This window comes from Bhargavaea cecembensis, from assembly GCF_000826125.2.
GTDB classification, from domain to species: domain Bacteria; phylum Bacillota; class Bacilli; order Bacillales_A; family Planococcaceae; genus Bhargavaea; species Bhargavaea cecembensis_B.
The window spans coordinates 43,228-58,866 of the sequence record NZ_LN651370.1 but is presented as its reverse complement, the minus strand read 5'-3'; the positions used below and the strand labels follow the sequence as shown (position 1 = coordinate 58,866).

The window sequence follows — 15,639 nt, the reverse complement described above, 5'->3', positions numbered from 1 at the left end:
TAGATGCCCGCGGGGATAGTATGCATCACGATTGGCCATTTTATGCAATGCGACCGGAAACAGCCTGAACCGCCATGCCGTCTCTTTTTTAGCCGGCCGGAGAAATCCGCCCGCAAGCCACTTCGGTCAGGCGGCCTGTTTTTTGGCTTTCGGCAGGAGTTTCATGAGTTCCTCGAGGACGTCGAACGCCTTCATCTTGCCGGTTTTCTTGCCGTCGACCGTCAGCAGGAGCTTGCCGCCTTCCATATGGAATCCGACCGCGCGCCCGAAGCGCATCGTCTCTTCCATGATCTTCGCGCCGTCCGCATGCTCCGTGCCCTGCTCGGACAGGGTGACGATGATGCGGTCGCCCTGCTGCTTGATCGACTCGACGCCCGCCTCGCGCCCCCACACTTTCATGAGGCCGACCTTGAGGAGCTGCTCCGCTTCAAGCGGCAGGTCCCCGAACCGGTCCGTCATTTCATCGATCAGTTCCGAGTAGTCCGCTTCGCTCGCGATCGCCTTTACGCGCTTGTACATCTGGATTTTCTGGAAGCCGTCGGGGATGTACGAGTCCGGAATATAGGCGTCTTCGTGAAGGATGATCTCCAAGTCCTTCGCCTCTTCTTCCGTCCCTTCCCCGCGCCGTTCGGCGATCGCCTCCTCGAGCATATGGGAGTACATGTCGAACCCGACCGAGTCGATGAAGCCCGACTGCTGGGCGCCGAGCAGGTTCCCCGCCCCGCGGATCGACAGGTCGCGCATCGCGATCTTGAAGCCGGACCCGAGCTCCGTGAATTCCTTGATCGCCTGGAGGCGGCTTTCCGCCACATCCGTGAGCACTTTGTTCCGCTGGTAAAGGAAGTAGGCGTAGGCAATGCGGTTTGACCGGCCGACCCGCCCGCGCAGCTGATACAGCTGGGAGAGGCCCATCCGGTCGGCGTCATGCACGAGGAGCGTATTGACGTTCGGGATGTCGACGCCCGTTTCGATGATCGTCGTCGTGACGAGCACATCGTATTCCCCTTCAAGGAAAGCGAGGATGACCCCTTCGAGCTCGGTCTCGGTCATCTGGCCGTGTGCAGTCGCGATCCGCGCATCCGGGACGAGCATGCCGATCTCCTCCGCCTTCCTCGCCATGTCCTCGACGCGGTTGTACAAGTAGAACACCTGGCCGCCGCGCGCCATTTCCCGCTCGATCGCCTCCCTGACGACGGCGCCGTTGTATTCCATGACGTACGTCTGGACCGGGAACCGGTTGGCCGGCGGCGTCTCGATGACGGACAGGTCGCGCACGCCGATCATCGACATGTGCAGCGTCCGCGGGATCGGCGTCGCCGTGAGCGTGAGGACATCGACATTCGTCCTCAGTTTTTTGATCTTTTCCTTATGGGTGACGCCGAACCGCTGTTCTTCATCGACGATGAGGAGTCCGAGGTCGTGGTATTCGATATCTTTCGACAACAGGCGGTGTGTGCCGACTACGATGTCGACCGTGCCGTCCTTCAGCCCGCGGATTGTATCCGTATGCTGTTTTTTCGTTCCGAACCGGCTCAGCATCCGCACTTCGACCGGAAATCCGCTGAAGCGGTCCTTCATCGTTTCGAAGTGCTGCTGGGCGAGGATTGTCGTCGGCACGAGGAAGGCGACCTGCTTGCCGTCGGACACCGCCTTGAACGCCGCCCGGATGGCGACTTCGGTCTTGCCGTACCCGACATCGCCGCAGAGCAGCCGGTCCATCGGCCGCTCCCGCTCCATGTCTCGCTTGATCTCCTCGATCGACTTCAGCTGGTCGTCGGTTTCGTCGTACGGGAATGCCTGCTCGAATGCATGCTGCATGTCATCATCCGCCGAAAACGCATGGCCTTTCTCCGCCTCGCGCTTTGCATACAGCTTGATGAGGTCGTCGGCGATGTCCTGGACGGCCCGCGATACTTTGCTTTTCGTTTTTTTCCACTCTGTACCGCCGAGCTTGTGGATCTTCGGCTCCCGTTCATCGGATGCGGTGTATTTCTGGATGAGGTCGATCTGATCCGCCGGCACGAACAACTTGTCGTCGCCGCGGTAGTTGATGTGCAGGTAATCTTTGTGGACGCCGTTGATCTCGAGCGTCTCCATGCCGATGTATTTCCCGATGCCGTGCTGCGCGTGGACGACATAGTCCCCCGGCTTGATCTCTGAATAGCTTTTGATGCGCTCGGCGTTGGACAGCTTCTGCGGGCGGGACTTGCGCCGGGTTTTCTGCCGGAACAGTTCGGAATCGGTGACGAGCGCCACTTTCTGGAGCGGCAGCTCGAACCCCGAAGACAAATCCCCTTCGACGAGGTGGATGCCCGAACCCGGAACCGTTCCCGGCTGCACGAGATCCGCCTCCATTTCATAGTCCCGGAGGATGGACCGGACTTTCTCCGGCCGGCCTTCCCCTTCCGCCGTGATGAGGACCGTATAGCCGGCCAGGCGCCACCGGTCGGCTTCCGATTTCAGGAGATTCATCTGGCCGTGGAACTGCTGCATCGGCTTGCAGGAAATCTGGATCGTATCCTTCAGCACGATCCCCGGGAGAGACCGGGCAAAGAGCGACAGGTAGACGCGCCGCTGCCGGAGCATCGCCTCGATTTCTTTGAAGGAATGGCTGATGGACGCCGCGTGGACCGTTTTGCCGGCCGCCAGCATATCCAGCTGCCACTCCCCTTCCTGGCGCTCGAGCGACTCCGCGACTTCCAGGATGCGTCCGGCCTCGTTGTAAAATAGGATGCCGTCCGCAGGGAAATAATCGCCGAGGAACGAATCCGCTCCGGCAAGCGAAGCGAACCGGTTGACGGACTCCGGAATGTCGCCGTCCCGCAGCCGGCTGATGTCTTCCCTGATGTTCGCAAGGAGCGATTCTTTCGCCGCATCGTCCTTCAGTTTCTTCAGGCTCTTCCCGAGCTCTTCTTCCAGCCGATCCGCCAGTCCGGCCAGTCGTTCCTCCGTCCAGATGAACTCCGAAGCGGGCAGGATCCGGATGGAGTCGAGCCGCCCCGTCGAACGCTGGTCTTCCGCCGAGAAGGTCCGGATGGAATCCACTTCGGTGTCGAACAGCTCGATCCGGACGGGCTCTTCCCGGTCCAGGCTGTAAATGTCCAGGATTCCGCCGCGGAGGGAGAACTCGCCCGGCGCCGTCACCATCGGCTGCCGGGAATAGCCCATTGCCACGAGGCGGGACGCCCAGCCGGCCGGGTCGATTTCATCCCCGGCCGCTGCCGTCAGGATGGATGCGGACCAGTCTTCCGGCGAGGGGAGCAGTTTCCGCAGACCGGCGACCGGCGTCACGAAAATGCCTTCCCCGCCGTTCACGAGCCGGTCCAGCGTATCGATCCGCTGGGCCCGCAGCTCCGGACTCGAGACGGACAGCTCCGCCGCCGTCAGCTCATCGGCCGGGTACAGATGCACCCGCCCTTCACCGGCGAGCTGCGCCAGGTCCTCGTATGTGCGCTGGGCCTGCAGCATATTCGGTTCAACGATGAGAAGCGGCCTGCCCGTCTCCCGTGCCGCCAGCGCAAACAGGACAGCCCGCGCGCCGCCGGACAGGCCGGTGACGAGCTGGCGGTCCTTGCCTTCCCGCAGCTGCGACAGCAGTTCTGATATTTCCCCGCCTTCCGCGAGTACATCGAGTATTTCTTCCATGCGTTCCATCCTTTCGAGAAAACAGAAAAAGCCTTGGACCCTTTTCGGGTGCCAAAGCAACGGCTTCATTGCAGCCATTTCTGCAGCGCGTAGTAGTCGGGAAACCGGTCAAGCGACTCCTCGCAGTGCTCACAGATGCACTGCACGGTCACTTCGCCGTCCTCCCCTTCGGTAATGAAGTCATCCGAATCCCCGTCCGCCAGGCGGTGCAGCGAGCGCACCTCTTCAGCGGATCCGAACGGGAGCCGGCCGACCTCCGTCTCGCAGTGACGGCAGCGGTAGCGGATTGCCATCGCAGGCGGCCCCTCCTTCCTTTTCCCACAGTATAGGCGGGCAAAGAAAGAGTTATGCTCAGCGGGCGTTGAAATCGTTCATGACGTCGAGGAAATCGCGTGCGAGAAATGCCTCGCACGCATCCGCCGCCCCGTCGGCCGCATCCCGCATGACCGGCTCTTCCTCTTTCGAGAACCGGGAGAGCACATAGTCGGTGATCGCCATCGGACCGTCCGGGCGGCCGATGCCGACGCGGATGCGGTTGAATTCCTGCGATCCGAGATGCTGGATGATCGATTTCATGCCGTTGTGGCCGCCGCCGCTGCCTTTTTGGCGGAGGCGGAGCTTCCCGGGCGGCAGGTCCAGATCGTCATAGATGACGACCAGGTCCTCGTCGGCCACGTCGAAGTAGTCCATCATCGGACGGACGCACTCCCCGGAAAGGTTCATGTAGGTGAGCGGCTTGACGAGCAGCACCTTCCCCTCCGGGCGATGGACGGTCGCATACATGCCGTTGAATTTGATTTGATTGAGCGCGGCACCCCATCTGTCCGCAAGCCGGTCAACGGCGTCGAACCCGATGTTGTGGCGCGTATGTTCATACTGCCGGCCCGGATTTCCGAGCCCGACGATCATTTTCATCCTCATCTTCCTCTATGGCCGTGATGCTACCCATTTTAGCACATCCGGCCGATCGGGCGGTATAAAAGCGCCGGGACCGGTCGGCCGGGACTGCGCAAGACGAAAGGAAGGCTGCCGGCAGTGCGGCAGCCTTCCCGGCCGTGTGGAAATTATTCGTTTTCGGATCCTTCTTTTTCGCCGATGACTTCCGGCTCGGCGGTTGTCTCAGCCGGCTCTTCGTCAAGCGAATCCATCTCTTCCTGTGTGCGCGGAGCGGTGATGGTCACGAGGACGGCGTCATCTTCATCCGTGACTTCGACGCCCCAGCTTGCCTTCACGTCACCGATTGTGAGCGTTTCCCCGACCTGGAGCCCCGAAACATCGACTTCGAGCGTCTCCGGCACATCAGACGGCTTCGCTTTCACATTGACCGTCCAGAGCGGCTGGTTGATCGTCCCGCCTTCTTTCACGCCCGGTGCATCTTCGTCCCCGAGCAGCGTGATGTTCACTTCGGCTTCAAGTTCTTCGTTCATGTCGATCGCCAAGAAATCGGCGTGCCTGAAGTCGCCCTTCAGCACGTCCAGCTGATAGTCGTTCAGGATCACGTTCACGGGCTTCCCTTCGACTTCCAGACGGATGACCCCATTCCGGCCGACTTCCCGGAGCGTCATCGTGAGTTCCCGCTCGCTGACCGCCACCGGGACGTTTTCCAGCTGATAGCCGTAGACGACCGCCGGTATGTATCCCCCATTGCGCAATGCCGATAAATCTGACCGCCTTGAACTTTCCCTTCGCTCTGCTTTAATCGTGTTTACCATTCAAGTCACCATCCCTATATTCTCTGACTATACTTATACCCTATTCATAAAGAGTTAAAACATTTCAGGGAATTTTGACGGAAGAGTGATGATGATGATTGATTTCCGTTGCAGGCGAAAACGGAAATCAGCGGCCTGTTCCGCAGCAATCATCTGAATCGAAAAAAGCAGGGGCCCCGTTCCGCGGCGTGCGGCGGGGCTCCTGCCTGGTCGTTGCTGCTTTTGGACCGATCAGTTGAAGAGCGTGCTGACGGATTTGTTTTCGAAGACGCGGATGATGGCGTCGGCGAGCAGCGGGGCAACGGACAGTGTGTGGATTTTTGGTGATTGCTTGCCTTCCGGAAGTTCGATCGAGTTGGTGATGACCAGCTCTTTGATCTTCGAGTTGTCGATGCGCTCGATTGCCGGGCCGGAGAGGACCGGATGCGTGCAGCAGGCGTAGACTTCCTTCGCGCCGCTTTCGACGAGGGCATTTGCCGCAATTGTGATCGTGCCGGCGGTGTCGATGATGTCGTCGATGAGGATCGCCGTCTTGCCTTCGACGTTCCCGACGATGTTCATCACTTCGGCCACGTTCGGGCGCGGCCGGCGTTTGTCGATGATGGCGATCGGCGCCTTCAGGCGGTCGGCCATCTTCCGGGCGCGGGTTACGCCGCCGTGGTCCGGAGAGACGATGACGAGTTCTTCGTTGTCGATATTTTTGTCTTCAAAGTAATCGGACAGGATCGGGACGGCGACGAGATGGTCGATCAGAATGTCGAAGAATCCCTGGATCTGCGGCGCATGGAGGTCCAGCGCGATGACCCGGTTGGCGCCGGCCGTCTCAAGCAGGTTTGCGACGAGCTTGGCGGTGATCGGCTCGCGGGCACGCGCTTTCCGGTCCTGGCGCGCATAGCCGTAGTACGGCATGACGACATTGATCGTGCGGGCCGAGGCGCGCTTCACGGCGTCCAGCATGATGAGCAGCTCCATCAGGTTCTCGTTCACCGGAGCGGACGTCGACTGGATGATGAAGACATCGCAGCCGCGGATGCTTTCTTCGATGTTGATCTGTACTTCCCCGTCGCTGAAACGGTTGACCGAGCATTTTCCGAGTGGGCGGCCGATTTCTTCAGCCACCTCACGCGCCAATGATTCGTTGGAGTTCAACGAAAAAATCTTCAGTTTGTCGTTCGGATAATGATTCGCCATTTTTTAGTTTGCTCCTCCCGATCGCTTCTTGTTCAGTTTTTGGACATAGCCTTCCTTATTCTCCTGCCTGGAGCGGGCAATTGCAAGGGCATCTTCCGGAACATTCTTGGTCACCGTCGATCCGGCCGCCACATAGGCGCCTTTTCCGACTTTGACCGGGGCGACGAGGTTGGAGTTGCAGCCGACGAATGCATCATCCTCCACGGTCGTCCGGTATTTGTTCACGCCGTCGTAATTGACGGTGATCGTGCCGCAGCCCATATTCACGCGTTCGCCGAGATCGGCGTCCCCGATGTAGCTGAGATGGGACACTTTGCTGCCGTCTCCGATCACCGATTTCTTCACTTCGACGAAGTTTCCGACCTTCACGCTGCTGCCGAGCTCGGTGTCGGGACGGATATGGGCGAACGGGCCGACTGCCGCATCTTCACCGATTTTGCTCGCGACGACGACCGACTGCCGGATGACCGCGCGGTCCGCGACGACACTTTCCGTGATCTGGCTGTCCGGGCCGATCGTGCAGTCTTCCCCGATGATCGTCTTGCCTTCGATCACCGTACCGGGAAGAAGGACCGTGTCCTGGCCGATTTCTGCGTCCGCGCTGATGTAGGTGGCTGCCGGATCGATGATCGATACGCCGTTGCGCATATGATGTTCGGCGATCCGCTTGCGCATCACGCGCTCGGCTTCCGCGAGCACGACCCGGTCATTGACGCCGAGCGTCTCATCGAAATCAAGGGTCGCATACGCCGCGATCGTGTCCCCCTCCTGCTGGAGAATGCCGAACACATCCGGCAGATAATACTCGCCCTGGGCATTGTCGTTGCCGACTTTGCGGAGCGTTTCGAAAAGCGTCCGGTTATCGAAGCAATAAGTGCCGGTGTTGATCTCCTTCACCTGCTTCTGCGCATCCGTTGCATCCTTCTGCTCGACAATGCGGAGCACATGGCCCGATTCATCCCGGATGACGCGTCCATAGCCCGTCGGATCTTCCGCATAGGCGGTGAGGATAGTCGCCTTGGCGCCGGTCCCGTTGTGATGCGCGACGAGCGCGGCCATCGTTTCCGGCGTGATGAGCGGCGTGTCCCCGCAGACGACGATCGTCGTGCCGTCCAGGTCCCCGATGAGCTCTTCCGCCTGCTGGACGGCATGGCCGGTCCCGAGCTGCTTTTCCTGCAGCACGAACTCGCTGCGGTCCCCGACTTCCTCTTCGACGAGTTCCGCGCCGAAGCCGACGATCGTGACGATGCGGTCCGCACCCAGACTCTGGATGTGGTCAATGACATGGCTGACCATCGGTTTTCCGCAGACCGGATGGAGCACTTTATATTTTTTCGACTTCATGCGGGTGCCCTGGCCGGCAGCCAGCACTACTGCATATGTATTTGTCATCAGGCAAGTCCCCAATCATGGTTTTCTTCTAATTAACGATAGACGAAAACATGCTTTTTTTCAACAAATAATAGGCCTGATCTTGACAGTGCAGACAGTCCGTGGTCCGCCGCGGGAATCCGGGGACCGCATCAGGAATCAAAAAAGGCTTCGGATGCCCCTGTTGCGGGGGAACTTCCGAAGCCTCCGTATTCATCATTCAGCGGCCTTCCGTCATCTTTTTGTAGACTTCCGCGGACATGGCTGCAACATAATCGCTGCCGCCGTTGTCTTCAACGCTCTCCACCATCATCGCCAGGATGAACGCCGGATTATCCGGATTGAAAGACACGAAATAGCCGTTTTCCTTGCCGCTCGTCTCCCCGGCCGATTTCAGCTCTGCCGTCCCCGTCTTCCCGGCGATCGGGATGTCGGGAAGGTTGGCAGACTGGGCGTAGCCGTCCAGGACGACATTGCGCAGGATCGTCCGGATGGCCGCCGCGGTGTCGGCTCCGATTACATTCTCTTTCCAGACCTCGGCATCCGCCGCGTCCAGCAGCAGTGTCGGCTTATACATCGGCCCGTTCGTCACGAACGGCTCATACATGGAGGCGAGGTGCAGGATGTTTGCGAGCATCTGCCCCTGTCCGAACGACGTGTCCGCAAGCTGCCCCTCCGAGCCGATCGATCCGTCGTTTGAGATCTGGGACGATTTGAGCTTCATCAGATCGAGCGGAATCTCCTCGCCGAACCCGTATTTCTTCAGGCCTTCGGTGAGCGTCCCTTTGCCCATGTCCAGCGCCTGCCGGGCAAAGTAGATGTTGTCCGAGTAGATCAACGCCTTGTTCAGGTCGATCGGATTGGGCGCGTCCGCATGCAGGCGCGAGACCCGGTAATTGCCCCAGGAAGCGTCTTTCTGCCATGTCTTGCCGTCGATCGTCAGGCCTTCCGCCGGGTCCAGCTTTCCGGATTCCATGCCGATTGCGGCGGTGATCGGCTTGATGGCCGATCCGGGCGCGTAGCTCTGCGCGAACCGGTTGAACAGCGGCGTGTCCGGATCCGATTCAAGCGCCTGATACCGCTCCCCGCTCACGCCGAGGATGAATTCATTCGGATCGTACGCCGGGGAACTGACGAGCGCCAGCACTTCGCCGGTTTTCGGATCGACGGACGCAGCCGCTCCGGGCTCGCCTTTCATCGCATCATAGGCCGCCTTCTGGAACATGGCATCGACCGCAAGCTTTACGGTTTCCCCGTTTTCCGGCAGTGTCTCGGCTACGGTTACGGGTTCTGCGCCTTCCCCGGTCTTTTTGATGTAGATCTTCATGCCGTCCGTGCCGCGCAGCCGGTCTTCAAGGAGGCTTTCCAGGCCCCGGCGGCCGATCTGGTCGGTTTCGGTATATCCTTTGTCCTTCAGCTTTTCCAGCTGCTCGGCGGAAATCGGCCCGATGTACCCTGTCAGGTGGGCTGCCGCCGCCCCGTAAGGATAAACGCGCATCTTCGTCTGCTGCGCGCCGACTCCCGGAATGGCGACGAGCTTGTCGAGAAGCTCCCCGTCATCCGCTGAGGCTTTGCCGACCGGCACGAACAGATCCGGCTTCACCCACCCCTGGTTCAGCTTCGCATCGATCGCTTCGACAGTCGTGCCGAGAAGCCCGGCGATTTCCGCTTTCTTCGACTCATCCGTCAGCTTCTCCGGGACGATGCCGATGTTGTAGCCGGTCCCGTTTTTGGCGAGCGGAAGCCCGTTGCGGTCCACGATTTCCCCGCGCTCCGCCTCTATGCGGGTCACGCCGATCTCATCGTCCGCCTCGAGATCCGGGAAGATGAACGACGGGTCCCACTCTACGAACCAGTTCTCGTCATCCCCCTGTTTCTCATGCAGGAGAGTCATCTCTTTTTCGAACTCCACCGGACCGGCGGCCGTTTCCATCTTCACCTCGACCGGAAAGACGGCAGGTTCTTCCTTGTCCCACTTGGTCCCTTTCTCGGGCTTCTGATAGGTCACTTTCAAGTCGTGGATTCCGAGATCCTCCTGCAGTTTCTGCTGGCGGTCGGCGAAATCCTCTTCCGGAAAGGCGTCTTTTGTTTCTTGCGTCAAAAAGCTGCTGTACATGTCGGTGAAGTCACCTTTGTTCCAGTGGCTGATATAATCGGCGAGGCGATCTTCCGGCGTCACTTTCTCCCGGCATCCCGACAAAGCGGCGAGCAGGGCGACTGCCAGGATGCCCAGCAAAATCTTCTTCATGATTGTTCCTCCTTATTCCTTTTTCCATCTTATCAAGAAGTTCAAAACGGAAAAAGGATAAGCCTCCTGAAAGACCGGCGGCCGGAGCGGCGAAAAGCCGCCCCCGGATGCGGGAGCGGCTATGTACGGGGGCTCAGGCCCCTGCCTCTTCAAGTTTCGGCTCTTCTTTCGTCAGATGGTAGGCCCCGAGAACCGCATCCTGGATCTTCTGGCGGGTGCCCGAATTGATCGGATGTGCAATATCACGGAATTCACCGTCCGGGGTCCGCTTGCTCGGCATCGCCACAAACAGGCCGTCATTGCCGTCGATGACCCGGATGTCATGGACGACGAACTCATCATCGATCGTGATGGAAGCAATGGCGCGCATACGGCCATCGGTCTCAACTCTACGAAGTCTTACGTCAGTTACTTCCACAATCTCACCACCTTCCGCAATCTGTCGGCATTATAGGTATACATTCAATATAAAGGTAAATAGTCCTTCTTACAATACTAAATTTTTTAACTATTCAATTTGGCTTGTTCCCCTTTTTCCTGCCCATGCAAAAAGACGGCGGTCCCCGTTGTCGGGAACTGCCGTCTTGCATTCAATCCATCGATTATTCCGCCGCCAGCGCGACCGCTTCGATTTCCACTTTGACGTCTTTTGGCAGCCGGGCCACTTCCACGCATGAACGGGCCGGCTTGTGGTCGCCGAAATAAGAAGCATAAATGTCATTGATCGTGCCGAAGTCGTTCATGTCCGCAATGAATACGGTGGCCTTCACGACGCGGTCGAGCGACGACCCGCCCGCCTCGAGAACAGCGGAGAGGTTTTTGAAGACCTGGTGCGTCTGTTCTTCGACGGAACCGTCAATGAGGCTGCCTTCCGGCGTGAGCGGGATCTGGCCCGATGTGTAGACGATACCGCCCGTCACGATTCCCTGCGAATAAGGTCCGATGGCTGCAGGTGCTTTTTCGGTTGAGATGACTTTCATGGTCAATTACCGCCTTTCGTGAAATAGTTTCCTTCGACGAGTTCGATCGTCCGTTCTTTTTCATTCACACTCTTGAGCAGGGCAAGGGACAGATAATCCTCCACGAGGCGCTCTTCCTGAACATCCTCCGACTCCACGAGCACGGCGACCCCCGCCGGCTCGCAGCCGAATTCGGCGAGCAGGTTCTTCATGCCGTTCATCGTCCCCCCGACTTTCATGAAGTCATCGGTGAGCAGGACGTGCTGGCCGCTTTTCATGCTGCGCTTCGGCAGGACCATCGTCTGGATGCGGTGTGCCGAGCCGGACACATAGTTGATGCTCACCGTCGGGCCGTCTGTCACCTTGCTGTCCCGGCGGACGACGATGACCGGCACATTCAGGTGGCGGGCGATGGCATGGGCGATCGGAATTCCCTTCGTCGCCACGGTCATGATCGCATCGATCTTCCGGCCCGAGAATCTGGAAGCGAACAGCTTGCCGATCCGGTCGAGCAGACGCGGGTCACCGAGAAGGTCGGTCATGTACAGATAGCCGCCCGGCAGCAGCCGGTCCGGATCTTCAAGAGAATGGATCAGCTCCCCGATGATCTCCCCAGCCTCGTCCGCGCTCACTTCCGGTATGTATTTCACGCCGCCGGCCGCACCGGGAACCGTGATGAGACGGCCCGTTCCGCGCTCCTCGAACGTCTCCTTGACGATAGCCAGATCTTCGCTGATCGAGGACTTGGCCGCTTCATAAGCCTGGGAAAAGTAAGTCAGCGGGATCAAGGTATGCGGGTTGGCGAGCAGGTGTTGCGTCATATCGACAAGCCGTTCACTGCGCTTCCATTTCAACGGATTCACCTCTTGTTTCTGTCGGTCCGGGCTTCCGATCAAACGAAATCGCCAGACCTCCTAAATCACGAACATTTTTCATAACATTAACACAAACGTCCGGATTTAATCAAGCGGCAGGCCGTCGCCGAGCATCCGGACGGCATGGACTTCCGGACAGAAGCCGCGGAGCCCGTTCACAATGCGCGGCACCCTCGCTTCGGAGGAGACGAGCCCGTAGACGGTCGGCCCGCTTCCGCTCATGAGGACCGTGTCGGCTCCGAACCGCTTCATTCCATTTTTCAGCATCGCCACTTCGGGATGCATGTCCATCGTCACCGGCTCGAGAACGTTCCCGACCGAACGGCACATCGCCTCGTAGTCTGAAGCCCGGAGTGCGGCTTCCATCGCCGGCGTGTCCGGGTGGCGCATCCGTTTCAAGTCGAGCCGCCCGTAGACGTCCGCAGTGGACACGCCGATGTCCGGCTTGGCGAGGATCACCCAACAGTTCGGCGGCGGGGGAAGATGGCGGAGCTTCTCCCCCCGGCCTGTCGCCAGCGACGTTCCCCCGTGGACGCAGAACGGAATATCCGATCCGATGTCCGCGCCGATTTCCGCCAACTCACCGAGAGAAAGGCCGAGCCCCCAAAGCCGGTTCAGGCCCCGGAGCGCCGCAGCCGCGTCACTGCTTCCCCCCGCCAGTCCCGCGGCGACCGGAATCCGCTTCTCCAGCGTAAACGTCACCCCGCTCGTGATCCCGTATTTCTTGCGGATCAGCTCGGCCGCCTGCCAGACCAGATTCCGCTTGTCATCTGGAACATACCGGTCAGAAGACAGGATGCGGATCTTCCCGTCCTTCGCAGGCGCGATCGACAGCCGGTCCGCCAGATCCACCGTCGTCATGATCATCTCTACCTCATGGTAGCCATCCGGCCGCTTTCCGAGGACATCGAGTGTCAGATTGATCTTCGCCGGTGCTTTTTCATGAAGCATGGATGGCACCTCCAACTCAATTCAGTGCCCCTATTTTACCATACGCCCATCAGGTTGGAAGGAACAAAAGGATAAAAGCAGTGCAACCCGCGGGGAAGGTCAGGCTGGAATAAAAAACCTGGACGACTCGAGCCCGGATGCGGACGACTCGGCCGGGACACCCTCCTGGAATAAAAAACCGGGACTCGGGGCCGGATGCGGACGACTCAGACCGATATGCGGACGACTCGGCCGGGAGACCCGCCTGGAATAAAAAACCTGGACGACTCGGGGGCGGATGCGGACGACTCAGACCGATATGCGGACGACTCGAAGCGGAATGCGGACGACTCGGCCTCCAAGGACAAATTAAAAAAGCAGGCGGATCAGATCCGCCTGCCCCGGTGTCAGCCGTTTTTGGATTCCGGGTCTGAGGGTTTATTTCGGGCCGTTTTGACCGTTGACTCCCCGCTCCGCCATCTCGATTGCACGTTTCACCATGTTGCCTGCGTCGCGTGCCTTGATGCCGCCCCAACCTTCCTGCTGCACAACATCGTAAAATCCAAGTTCCTTCGCGATCTCTTCCTTCAGACGCTGGGACATTACTCCGCCGTTTCTAGCCATTTGGTTTCCTCCTCATTCGGCTGACAAGCGTAGTATGGCCGGAAACAGAAAAAACACCCGGGGAATACCTTCCAAAGCGGAAGGCCCGGGTGTCAAGTCCATGATAAATGAGACCATTACTTAACGACAAAATCCATTTTCTCTGCGCCGTTGAAGAAGGTGAGTTCAACAGCTTCCGTCAGAACGTCGGTATAACTGTAGGATACCCGTTCAAACGCATGTTCATCCTGGTCGAGCTCAATGACAAAGACGGCATGATACGTTTCCCGAAGGACACCGGCTCTTTCAATCGTCTTCTTGCGACCGCCGTTTGCCTTCAAATGCAAACGCTGCCCCAAGTGTGAATCCAGCGACTTCTTGATATCAGCTAATGTTTTTGGCATATCGCTTACACCTCACTAAGGCCAAGCATAACACACCAAGAGATTTCTGTCAATTAAAATTTATAATTTTATCAGTGACCCATTCGGATGTCAATGATTTTCGGGCGGTTTCATCTAATTTTAAGCGCACTGCAAAAAAATTGTAACAATTGAGAAACAGATCAACCGAAAACCGGGTACAAAGAATCCGCCAACCGGCCGAATTCCTGCAGCGTCAGGGTTTCGCCGCGCCGTCCGGGGTCCACGCCCGCCGCTGTCAGTGCCGCCACGATCTTCTCCTTGTGCTGCTTGCCGTCCGGCATCGAAGCCTGCAGGTTGTTCAGGATCGTCTTCCGACGCTGGACAAACGATCCCCTCGCCACCTTGAACAGAAACTCCTCGTTCTCCACCTGGACCGGCGGGTGCTCCCGCATTTTCAGATGAACCACGGCTGAAGCGACGTTCGGCTGCGGCATGAAGACCGTCTTCGGTACCATCATGACCTTTTCCGCCTCGGTATAATACTGGACGGCGATCGAGAGCGAGCCATACTCCTTCGTGGAAGGGCGCGCGCTGATCCGGTCCGCCACTTCGTTTTGCATCATGACGGTGAGCGAATCGATCGGAAGTTTCGCTTCGAGGAGCTTCATGAGGATCGGCGTCGTGACGTAATACGGAAGATTCGCCACGACGGCCACCCGCTCCAGCCCCGAAAACTCCCGGCGGATCACTTCCGCCACGTCCGCTTCCAGGATATCTGAGTGGATGACCTTTACATTGTCATAAGGGGAAAGCGTATCTTCCAGGACGGGCAGCAGCCGCTGATCGATTTCGAACGCGACGACCTTGCCCGCCTTCCTGGCAAGATGTTCGGTGAGCGCACCGATCCCCGGCCCGATTTCAATCGCACCGGCCGATTTGTCGAGCCCCGCAAAACCCGTGATCTTTTCAAGGATGTTCGGGTCGATCAGGAAATTCTGCCCGAGGCTCTTTTTGAATGAAAAACCGTGTCTGTCCAGGATCTCCTTTGTCCTGACCGGCGTTGCAATGTCTTTATGCATGGTCTTCCCCTTCCTCGTCGACGGCGGCGAGTGCCGCCAAAAATTCATCCCGGCCGATTCTGAACATCGCCAGCCGCTTCACGAGGCCTTTGGCGTTCGTCTGACCGATCATCAGGATTTCCCCGAGCCGGTCCCGGCGCTTCCGTGCATCGGGGTGACCGGCCAGCCGGAGCCTGACGAGATCGGCATCGCTCACGGGAGACTGGTGCTGCTCTACGCCCGGTGTCCGGACCGCCGAAAGCGCAGTCCGGATATCCTCGTCCGTTGCGTGCTCAATTCCGACTTTCTTTCCATTCTTCGAAATGGACTGCGCCTTCGGCAGGAAGGCATGCTTTACGCCCGGCACCTGCTCTTCGATGATCGCCCGGATCCGGCGGCCGGGATAATCGGGATCCGTGAATACGATGACCCCCCGCTTTTTCTGGGCATGCCGGATTTTCATGAGGGTTTCTGGGGAAACGGCCGACCCGTTCGTTTCAATCGTGTCCGCACCTGTGGCCCGGCGAATCGCAATCGTATCCGACTTCCCCTCAACGATGATGATTTCTTCAATATGCACTGTCGATCCCATTCTTTCGTACGTTTTCTCCAATTTTACAAGCCGCCGGCCGGGATGTACAGAAATGCCGTCTTTTCATGACCGGCCGGCGCCGCGGCTGGT

At 58.8% G+C, this 15,639-nt stretch carries 15 protein-coding genes; all 15 read right to left on the bottom strand.

The genetic code is table 11. The features are described 5' to 3' along the window. Positions 1-126: 126 nt before the first annotated feature. Positions 127-3,645 (bottom strand): transcription-repair coupling factor, encoded by a 3,519-nt coding sequence (gene mfd / locus BN1189_RS00295; protein ID WP_040224506.1) that lies wholly within the window; start codon positions 3,643-3,645, stop codon positions 127-129. Between the two features lie 65 nt (positions 3,646-3,710). Then, entirely contained in the window at positions 3,711-3,938 is a 228-nt protein-coding gene (locus tag BN1189_RS00290; protein ID WP_040224503.1) for an anti-sigma-F factor Fin family protein, read from the bottom strand. A 58-nt stretch (positions 3,939-3,996) separates the two neighbouring features. Beyond that, positions 3,997-4,560 (bottom strand): aminoacyl-tRNA hydrolase, encoded by a 564-nt coding sequence (gene pth / locus BN1189_RS00285; RefSeq protein WP_040224502.1) that lies wholly within the window; start codon positions 4,558-4,560, stop codon positions 3,997-3,999. A 149-nt stretch (positions 4,561-4,709) separates the two neighbouring features. Beyond that, a complete protein-coding gene (locus BN1189_RS00280; RefSeq protein WP_040224501.1) occupies positions 4,710-5,357 on the bottom strand; it encodes a 50S ribosomal protein L25/general stress protein Ctc in 648 nt (215 codons plus the stop codon). A 231-nt stretch (positions 5,358-5,588) separates the two neighbouring features. After that, a complete protein-coding gene (locus BN1189_RS00275) occupies positions 5,589-6,548 on the bottom strand; it encodes a ribose-phosphate diphosphokinase (protein ID WP_040224499.1) in 960 nt (319 codons plus the stop codon). A gap of 3 nt (positions 6,549-6,551) precedes the next feature. After that, the gene (gene glmU, locus BN1189_RS00270; RefSeq protein WP_040224497.1) at positions 6,552-7,940 is read right to left on the bottom strand and encodes a bifunctional UDP-N-acetylglucosamine diphosphorylase/glucosamine-1-phosphate N-acetyltransferase GlmU; all 1,389 of its coding nucleotides are present in this window, start codon (positions 7,938-7,940) and stop codon (positions 6,552-6,554) included. A 199-nt stretch (positions 7,941-8,139) separates the two neighbouring features. Further along, positions 8,140-10,167 (bottom strand): penicillin-binding transpeptidase domain-containing protein, encoded by a 2,028-nt coding sequence (locus tag BN1189_RS00265; protein ID WP_040224495.1) that lies wholly within the window; start codon positions 10,165-10,167, stop codon positions 8,140-8,142. Positions 10,168-10,300: 133 nt separating this feature from the next. Further along, positions 10,301-10,585: a septation regulator SpoVG gene (spoVG, locus tag BN1189_RS00260; RefSeq protein ID WP_040224494.1), complete on the bottom strand. Its 285-nt coding sequence runs from the start codon at positions 10,583-10,585 to the stop codon at positions 10,301-10,303. 184 nt (positions 10,586-10,769) lie between these two features. Beyond that, on the bottom strand, positions 10,770-11,147 hold the full coding sequence (locus tag BN1189_RS00255; RefSeq protein ID WP_040224493.1) for a RidA family protein: 378 nt from the start codon (positions 11,145-11,147) through the stop codon (positions 10,770-10,772). Positions 11,148-11,149: 2 nt separating this feature from the next. Then, on the bottom strand, positions 11,150-11,980 hold the full coding sequence (gene purR / locus BN1189_RS00250; protein WP_040224531.1) for a pur operon repressor: 831 nt from the start codon (positions 11,978-11,980) through the stop codon (positions 11,150-11,152). Positions 11,981-12,085: 105 nt separating this feature from the next. Then, positions 12,086-12,952 carry a 4-(cytidine 5'-diphospho)-2-C-methyl-D-erythritol kinase gene (gene ispE / locus BN1189_RS00245; protein ID WP_040224491.1) on the bottom strand — a complete coding sequence of 289 codons (867 nt, stop codon included), beginning with the start codon at positions 12,950-12,952 and terminating at the stop codon, positions 12,086-12,088. A gap of 417 nt (positions 12,953-13,369) precedes the next feature. Next, positions 13,370-13,555, bottom strand: a complete 186-nt coding sequence (locus BN1189_RS00240) for a small, acid-soluble spore protein, alpha/beta type (RefSeq protein ID WP_040224488.1) — start codon at positions 13,553-13,555, stop codon at positions 13,370-13,372. A gap of 116 nt (positions 13,556-13,671) precedes the next feature. After that, the gene (veg, locus tag BN1189_RS00235; RefSeq protein WP_040224486.1) at positions 13,672-13,938 is read right to left on the bottom strand and encodes a biofilm formation stimulator Veg; all 267 of its coding nucleotides are present in this window, start codon (positions 13,936-13,938) and stop codon (positions 13,672-13,674) included. 161 nt (positions 13,939-14,099) lie between these two features. Next, positions 14,100-14,978: a 16S rRNA (adenine(1518)-N(6)/adenine(1519)-N(6))-dimethyltransferase RsmA gene (rsmA, locus tag BN1189_RS00230; RefSeq protein ID WP_040224484.1), complete on the bottom strand. Its 879-nt coding sequence runs from the start codon at positions 14,976-14,978 to the stop codon at positions 14,100-14,102. Continuing rightward, positions 14,971-15,549 carry a ribonuclease M5 gene (gene rnmV, locus BN1189_RS00225; RefSeq protein ID WP_373604602.1) on the bottom strand — a complete coding sequence of 193 codons (579 nt, stop codon included), beginning with the start codon at positions 15,547-15,549 and terminating at the stop codon, positions 14,971-14,973. The genes rsmA and rnmV overlap by 8 nt, the downstream gene beginning before the upstream one ends. Positions 15,550-15,639: the final 90 nt, after the last annotated feature.

Excerpts from the sequence above, each read along its gene's own strand:
- mfd (WP_040224506.1), bottom strand. The coding sequence starts at position 3,645 with ATGGAAGAAATACTCGATGTACTCGCGGAAGGCGGGGAAATATCAGAA.
- BN1189_RS00290 (WP_040224503.1), bottom strand. The coding sequence starts at position 3,938 with ATGGCAATCCGCTACCGCTGCCGTCACTGCGAGACGGAGGTCGGCCGG.
- pth (WP_040224502.1), bottom strand. The coding sequence starts at position 4,560 with ATGAAAATGATCGTCGGGCTCGGAAATCCGGGCCGGCAGTATGAACAT.
- BN1189_RS00280 (WP_040224501.1), bottom strand. The coding sequence starts at position 5,357 with ATGGTAAACACGATTAAAGCAGAGCGAAGGGAAAGTTCAAGGCGGTCA.
- BN1189_RS00275 (WP_040224499.1), bottom strand. The coding sequence starts at position 6,548 with ATGGCGAATCATTATCCGAACGACAAACTGAAGATTTTTTCGTTGAAC.
- glmU (WP_040224497.1), bottom strand. The coding sequence starts at position 7,940 with ATGACAAATACATATGCAGTAGTGCTGGCTGCCGGCCAGGGCACCCGC.
- BN1189_RS00265 (WP_040224495.1), bottom strand. The coding sequence starts at position 10,167 with ATGAAGAAGATTTTGCTGGGCATCCTGGCAGTCGCCCTGCTCGCCGCT.
- BN1189_RS00255 (WP_040224493.1), bottom strand. The coding sequence starts at position 11,147 with ATGAAAGTCATCTCAACCGAAAAAGCACCTGCAGCCATCGGACCTTAT.
- ispE (WP_040224491.1), bottom strand. The coding sequence starts at position 12,952 with ATGCTTCATGAAAAAGCACCGGCGAAGATCAATCTGACACTCGATGTC.
- BN1189_RS00240 (WP_040224488.1), bottom strand. The coding sequence starts at position 13,555 with ATGGCTAGAAACGGCGGAGTAATGTCCCAGCGTCTGAAGGAAGAGATC.
- veg (WP_040224486.1), bottom strand. The coding sequence starts at position 13,938 with ATGCCAAAAACATTAGCTGATATCAAGAAGTCGCTGGATTCACACTTG.
- rsmA (WP_040224484.1), bottom strand. The coding sequence starts at position 14,978 with ATGCATAAAGACATTGCAACGCCGGTCAGGACAAAGGAGATCCTGGAC.
- rnmV (WP_373604602.1), bottom strand. The coding sequence starts at position 15,549 with ATGGGATCGACAGTGCATATTGAAGAAATCATCATCGTTGAGGGGAAG.